This is a genomic window from Fibrobacter succinogenes (assembly GCF_902779965.1).
In the GTDB taxonomy this organism is placed as follows: Bacteria; Fibrobacterota; Fibrobacteria; order Fibrobacterales; family Fibrobacteraceae; genus Fibrobacter; species Fibrobacter succinogenes_F.
This window is the reverse complement of the sequence record NZ_CACZDK010000062.1, coordinates 1-7,851: the sequence shown is the minus strand read 5'-3', so window position 1 is coordinate 7,851 and position 7,851 is coordinate 1. Positions and strand designations below refer to the sequence as shown.

The following is a 7,851-nucleotide window of genomic DNA, read 5'->3' as shown; positions in this document are numbered from 1 at the left end:
ATTTTCTGTTTAATCGTTTGTTCCAAAGATGACAGTATAACCCAACTGTCAGAATTATTAAAATTCATATCGGTTGAATTTTGCTGAACGTAAACGCTCAATTTTTTTAAGTCATCTTTACTCATGTTCTTTGTCACACAAGCAACAGTCTTGTGTTTATTCTCCGTCTTTTGATATAACAATATGTTTGTATCAACAGTCGCGGAATCAAAAACTTTTACTCCAGCAAAATCAATTAGTATTCTAGGATTGGTGTGATTAGCAAAAAGTTCACGTAATTTCTCACCGTAAGCGGCACGCATCCACTTATTACTGGTAATAAAGCAGCAGAGTCCATCATCACTTAGCAGTTGCAAAGCTTTTTCATAGAAAAGGCAATAAATATCACCAGTCTTTGCAAAACTAGAAAAGCCACATTTTTCGTACATGGCGGCGAGTTTACCACCATCCTTTTGCAACTGAATGTACGGAGGATTGCCGATTACAATATCGAAACCACCACGGTCCATCACAACATCGCTGAAACAGAATTTCCAGTCAAAGAAGTTTATATCTGTCTTCGCTCTCTCCGCGTACGTTGCTCCGCTGTAATATAAAGCCGTTGCTAGTTCATCTATTTTCTTGATTAAGGATGAAATTTCCTTTTGCTGTCGTTTGATTTCGTCAAACTCTTTTTGCGCCTTTGCATTTAGACCTCCGGCAAAGCCTAAACTTAATTGTTCATAGGGATTTTCTTTTAACGAGGCCAGTTCTGCGGAGAAAATGGATTTTAACGTATCAAGAGTCAATTTCTTGATTTCAATCTCTTTGTTGTATTTATCCTTTCCAGACAGGCTGTAAAATTCTTGACGCAAATCCACAAGTTCATTCAAATTTTTCTGCACAGTAACGCCCGCGGAAACACGTTCGCCTTTACCCGTTTTAGTATTATCAAGGCTCATTTCCACATAATGGCCATCGAATGTTGAAATGAGGCTGTTTCCCTGCATAAATTTATAATCAAAGTTCGGCAGGGGTTCCGGTTCATCACTATTTACAACGATGGAAAGCCAAAAACGAAGTCGAGCAATATCAATCGCGCCCTTTTCAATATCTACACCATAAATGTTATTCTGAATAATATCCTTCTTCAATCGGGCGATTTCATTTGCATCTTTATTCTTTCGAGGATAGAGAGCGAGCCTTATTCTTAGCAACAGATTCAGCATTCCCATCGGGAACGCACCACTGCCTATTGCAGGGTCACAAATCTTTACGTTTTCAATGAGCTTGAGTAGCAGACGTTTGTTTTCTTCGATTTCCTCCGGGATGTTTTCATCGTCAAGATTTTCAATGAATTTCCGAATAATCTTTTCCTTTATCCCAGACTTTTCGCTCAAGTAAGCAATGATGGACTCGCTGCACATATAGAGCACTTCTTCTTTGGGAGTATAAAAGGCGCCTTTACCCTTATTATCTTCAAGAAGGCTTTCAAAAATAACACTCAACATTTCCGGGTCAATGCCCATTTCTTCGTCATTGGGGTCGTTTTCATCCACAGTGAAGTTGTATTCACTAAAGAAGTCAAACAGTTTTTCAAAGTAATCTTCCGGGAATTTTGCGTCCCTCTTATCAAGTTCATCCTGTTCGAACAAACCACCGTTCAAATAAGGAATCGAGGAAAGACCAGGAATAGCCGCAGTGCTCCAACCCATTTCCTTGAATTTCTCGGAACGCATTCTCTGCGGAGTGTTTAGTACGCCAAAGAACAACGGTTCAAGTACATTATCCAAGAAATCCTTTTTCTCGCTTGTTTCATCAAAAAGTTTCGTTAAATACTTTTTGTCGCCATTCAGCCAGCCTTTTCGTTCCAAGAAATACAGGAACACCAAACGGCCCATCATTTTCTTTACATAGTCACGAAGGGGCTTATATTTTGTCTTGTAAATTTCCTCAACATCATTTTCATCATCCCCGGTATCATATTTGGCAATGACCGTCTTAAAGCTCTTTTGCATTGCCGGAGTGATAATCATATAATTAACGAAGGAGTTGTAAAGTTCCTCGTATTTGTCAAAAAATTCTTTAGAAAGAGCTTCGACAGAAAAAGCATTTATCAAATCATCGTCCGTCTTCTTGGAATTGGCGAGAATTTCAAAACGCTCCGTAGCCGTCCGAGGATTGTGCTCATTTCCAAAAACATAGGTATATCTTTTGGCGGAAGTCGTGTTCTTTAGTGTTCCCTCTTTGTGGAGGTAGGAGAATCGCCATTCTTTGTTTTCACAGTCCTTGTAGTGGAAGACAATAAAAGCATGGGAATACTGGGACAAAGCCGACCTTATAAGGCGCTGGATTCCAACTCTGGAACGAGAAATATCCGAGGCGTTTTTTAATGTCACATCGAACAGTTCAATGTCTTCTGATTTGATGTTGCTTATCGTTCCAATATTCAGAATGGAAGAAACATTGGCTATATCCGCAGCAGCCTTCGATTCACTTGTCACCAGTTGTTCCGGCACATCCTTCTTTTCAAAGCATTCCTCGCCGAAGATAGGATAAATGATGTTTTCTATGAAATTATCAATTCCAGAGAAATCACCCGTAAGAACTGTTTTAACCTGTTTCTTGTCCATTGTTTTGTCCCTTGTATAATTCCTAGTTCATTTCGTAAAGCGCGATATAAGCTTCGCCTTTTTTCAACTTGGCCTTTTCCGTAACGGTCTTGAACGCTGTCTTGACCCAATCGTTTACGTCGCTATTCAAGCCGAACATTGACGCGCCAGAACGGTCGTAATCTTCTTCCCATTTCAGCACAGCCTTAATCACATCGACATTCTTATCCTTTACTGCTCTTTCAGCAGCCTTCAAGGAAGCGAACGCGGCATCATCTGTAAGCATTAAGCGGATTTTTGCAATAGCAGCCAGGGCATTTTTCTGCTTATCGTTAATGTCTTTCGCATGAATGGAGTGAGTGACGTGTTTGCTGAACTCAATGATTGCAGAATCCTTCATTGTTTCGTAAAGTTCACGACTTTCAGGCTTAACGAAAATATTCAACGAATTTGTTTTCAAGTAGTCAGCAAATTCAAGTGGAGAAACCGTTTTGATATTGCCCTTATCATCAGCAAAAAGATTCAACATTCCCTGCTGGAGCGAACGTACCGCGAAGCAGCCGTTTGTACAATCCTGTCGCAACTGTCCGCCCATGTTCTCCATCGGCATTTCCATGAGTTCCTTGAAGCGTTCTGCATTATTTTCCTGGAACTGTTTCAATTCCGAAATAAACTTGCTATAAGGCGATTCCTCGCCATCAAAGTTTTGGGTGAAATTCGCCTCGGAGATTTCTTCGTCCTCACTGAAAATTTTGCTATCCTCACCAAACATCGTGTGGAATGTTTGCAGCTTAGCAAAAGCGATTTCAATAAGCATCAACTGTTCATTTCCCGTTGCGCTGGGATAGAAATTGTAAACATAGACAAAAGGCTCTTTAGAACCAATTCGGTTCACACGGCCAATGCGCTGCATCAATTTTGTCGCATTCCAGGGTGTGTCATAATTGAGGATTGTGTTTGAACGATGTAGGTTTACACCTTCTGCAAGAACTTCTGTCGTGATGATAACATCGTAATCATCTTTCATTTCACCTTTGTAGTTCGCGTCAAAGTTCTGCTTAATCACTTCCTTCATCGCATCGCGATTGGCGGCAGAAATGGCGAGAGGACGAAGCCTTCTGTTTTTGGGAAGATGAATTGCCTTTACGACTTTTTCCAGTTCTTTCATCGTATCAACGGCTTCCGTAAAGATAACCAGTTTTTGGGAGGTGTTCTTTCGCTTATCAAAAAATTCTTCTCTTAAACATTCCTTAAACTGTTCCAGCTTCGGGTCAACGGAAACACGATTCCAACGTTTGCATAAGCCGTCCAGAATCCGTTCATCTTCTCTCAAACGCTCAAGATATTCCTCTCGGAAATCGTCAGCCCTGTATTCGCGATTATTGCCTTGCTTCTTTTCAATTCTGCTACGGATGTTTTCACAGACAGAATCAAAAGGCAACGGTTCATCATTCTTGTCGAAAAACTCACGATTTACATCAATATCAGGGCAGATAAAGACGACATTTCGTTCAAGCATCTTTATCATGTTCTTTGTTGCATCCCATAGAGCACAAAGAGTATTCTTGAAAGCAGGCAAGCTGCTTTCCAAACGTTTCACAAGCAGTTTTTTCATCATTGAAGCCAGCTGCTCGGTCGTCATGTCAACAGTCAAGTTGTTCTTTTCGTAGAACTTCTTGTTTTCTTCGTCCTTAAAATACCTAATCGCCTGATAGCGATGATAGCCCAAATGCCTGGTATTGTCCAACAGGTTCAACTCATTGGGCGGCAAAATTGCCTGAATGGTATTATAGAACAAATCGGCTAATTCCAAATCCATGATGTAGTCGATTCTCTTTGGCCCCCTCAATTCAGGGAAAGTCAAATCTTCATTGTATTTGGAATAGTATTTCTTAATATCCGTTCGCGTTCTTCTGACCAGGAGCTGGTCAAGAACTTTTTCTCGAATCTGCTTGGAAAGGTATTTAAGGCGAATCTTTGCTTCGCGCCTGTCCTCCAGCTTCCTACACTGCTGGAACTCTTTTTCCATATTACTAAAGAAAGAATCTAGTTTACCGCCCTCAATCGTCGGCAACTTCGTATTATTCGGATTTCTTTCGAAGAACTTGATTTGATTGTAAATATCCTGCGGAGAGTTGTTCTGCGGAGTAGCAGAAAGCAGCCCAACAAAAGGAGCAATATGCTGTTGAGCAATTCTCGAAATCAGATTATCCAAATCTTGATATTTTTTCGTCTTGTGGTTTCTGAAATTATGACTTTCATCTATGATGATAAGGCCATATTCCTTATCCTTCAAAGCCTCCGTGAACGCACCATCATCGTTATCTTCTTCATCTTCGCCCGTCAAAAGGTTTCCAATGCTACCTGTGGTGATAAAGTCAATATAGGGAGTAATTGCCGTTGGAGCATCTTCATCGAAGTCCCTAATCGTGTCCAACCAGCCGGACTTAATTGCGGGAGGCGTTACGATAAGCACGTTCGCAGAACGGCCCTCATAGGAAGCGTGTTCCTCGATAAACTTTTTAATAATCAATGTTCCGACAACAGTTTTTCCAAGTCCCACAACGTCCGAAAGAATAAACCCGTTGTACTGCTTCATAATAAAGAAGCACTGCTTTACTGCGTCTAGCTGGTAAGTAAAACTTTTGTAATCCTTGGGAAGATAGGATTTCAACGTCGTATCTTGACTGCTGTCGGCAATGTCGCCAAACTGATTTTGAAGATAGCGGATATACAGCTCATACGGTGTATAAGCCCATGTCGGTTCTGATTCTTCTTCAAGTTCCTTTTGAGCTTTTTCACCAATCGGGGCTTTTTTTAGAATCTGTTCCAGGAATACCTTATTCCAACATTCGGACAGTTCCCATTTTTCATAAAACCAAAAACGATGGCCCTTTGCAGGGGCACCTTCTTTGGGTTCAGCGAGGACAAAGGAAGAATCATTGTCGAAGTGGTTGAGTTCGGCATTTCCTTGCAAGCCCTTGGCCGTAAAATTGCTACTGCCGATAAGGCCATAGGAATGGTCCTTATACTTGAATATGTAGCATTTAGAATGAAGAAACTGTGTTTCGTCTTTTTCGTTTTTACGAAAGATGCGAATTTGGATTTTAGAATTTTCGCTGTTATCGCAATACTTCAACAGGAGTTTTACGGCATTCTGAAATTCGTCTTTCAGCTCCAGGCTTTCAATGTCCGTTCTAATAAAATCATCTGGGAAGGTAGCGTCCTTATATTTAGGTTCCTTGAGTTGGTTCGCATAAACATAAGGGTCCTTCCCGATGAGCAAATTGAACCGCGTGTCCGGCTGTTGTAAGAACGCATCCAATTCAGCCTGAATTAAGGCCAGTCCAGGAATGTCCCAATAACCCGTGGCAATATCCACCTCTTGCAGACCAGGCTCCATCAAACACTGTTTTAGCGTCTCAACCATGGAAAGCGAAGAAGATGAATTATCGACGAGCGTTTTGAACATTACGACCCATTCCTTTTTTGAACACCATAATAGTATTTTCCATTACACTACAATCAAAGTTTTTTTGAATTTTCTTTGATTTTTTTCAATTTATATTCAATTTCAAGTCATAAAGTGTCAAAGAGAACTTTTTTTGTAAAAAAACGCTTGTTAAACCTAACTTGATTAGGTTTATATCGTTCATTAAGCAACAACTGTTTGCACGCTAGGAGCCAACTTTTTACTAGCTTACGTCCAATTATGAACGATTACAAAATTTGGCTTATGGTCTGGGTGCTCCGCATCCTTCTATTCATTAAGCTCTGCGTCGTGTTCGCGGCGTTCTTTTTCGTCAGGAACTACAAGCACATAAAGGAAAATGGCTTTAACGACATTTTTTTCTGTTGGCAGACCTGGTGGAGAGCCAGCGTCACCCTGTATAGGGAGCTGATGCGATAGGCGTCAACTGAAAAAATCTTTGCCAGGATTTTCGTTAAGCCACATCAAAGCGTCTAGTTCTGCAAGATTGTTCACAAAAGGTTTGTTTTCTTTCACGACACTTCTTAGGCGTGTCGCCAAATCAACATACTTCTTTCCCTCGGTTCCACCCCTGTCAATTTCCCAGCCAATCTTCTTAACCCAATTTTTTACGGGGTCGTCTAATAGAGGATATGCATCGGGAAAGAACTGGCAAAGCATTTCTGAAAGCCAGGCCTTTCGCGCAGGGTTTTTCTTTTCTTTCAACGCGTCAATTTGTTCGGCAACAACCTTGTCCAGCTCAAAAATGTTACCATTCCTGTGCTTTTCAAAGATGGTTAGGAACGCCGTCGTGGCTTCGCGCCAGTTTGCGTTAGCACAGGTTCTTTCAATACCATTGCCCTGAAATCTAAATTCATCGGGTTCATCAAATCGGCAATGCCATAAGCCATGAAAGGTTCTCCAGAACTTTTTATTTGACAGTTCTCCCGAAGAATTTTGTTTCATCATTTCCAGAATTTTCGTTTTTTTTGTTTTGAATACCTCCATCTGCTTGCGGCGACCTTTTAGAATCTTAACACTTTCTTCGCCGTGAGGTATTCTTACATCAAAAACTTTTTCGTCGGGTTCTTTCTTACCCTTCTTAGAACGATATACAAAAGTCGATTCCACATAGGACTCAATCCAGCTTTGAGACATTACTTGAGACTGGTCGCTTCTATCCTTGAACCATTCCACTATTCTTTTGTAATCTTCTGCATCAATTTCATTTTCAACGTTTATCTCATAATTTTTGTTAAACGCAGCACTTGTAAGATTAGAAGAACCTATGAGACTGAAATACTTATCACCTTTTTTCCAAACAAGAACCTTCGGGTGAAAAGTGCTCTGCTGTTCAAAGGGGAATGCGTATATGTGAGACCTAAGAGACGGCGGCAACCATTTCATTAAATCCCTGCAAGCTTTTTTCTTTGTCAATCCAAAATGTGTTCCGACAATGGCGACAAACTGTTTGCAGTTTCCCAGTTTAACATCGTTAAAGCTCCATTCAGTCAAAAAAGCGGTCGCTAAATAGATTTCATCCGCCTCCTGGAATACCTTGGTATAAACTTTTTGTAGGCTTATGTTGTCTTCGGGGTTCAAGAATATCTGGGTCATATCCGTCTCCATTTTTTAGCAAACAAATTATTTCTTTTCAAATAATATAATTCAATGAGTTTTTCAACGCAATAGTCCATACCGCGCTTGTAGCGCGTTTTTTGGTGTTTTTGGGGCTGTTTATAAGCCTTTAGGCGAAAACGCCTTGTAGAGCGTTCCTGCCGCTAGTTTTGG

3 protein-coding genes are annotated in these 7,851 nt (G+C 40.7%); all 3 read right to left on the bottom strand.

Features of this window, described 5'->3' with window-relative positions:
* Nucleotides 1–2,612: Eco57I restriction-modification methylase domain-containing protein (locus HUF13_RS16825; protein ID WP_304039350.1), on the bottom strand; the 2,612-nt coding region annotated here is incomplete at its 3' end.
* Between the two features lie 22 nt (nucleotides 2,613–2,634).
* Nucleotides 2,635–6,063, bottom strand: a complete 3,429-nt coding sequence (locus HUF13_RS16820) for a helicase-related protein (RefSeq protein WP_173476183.1) — start codon at nucleotides 6,061–6,063, stop codon at nucleotides 2,635–2,637.
* Nucleotides 6,064–6,504: 441 nt separating this feature from the next.
* Nucleotides 6,505–7,662: a phospholipase D family protein gene (locus HUF13_RS16815; protein WP_173476182.1), complete on the bottom strand. Its 1,158-nt coding sequence runs from the start codon at nucleotides 7,660–7,662 to the stop codon at nucleotides 6,505–6,507.
* Between the last annotated feature and the right edge of the window lie 189 nt (nucleotides 7,663–7,851).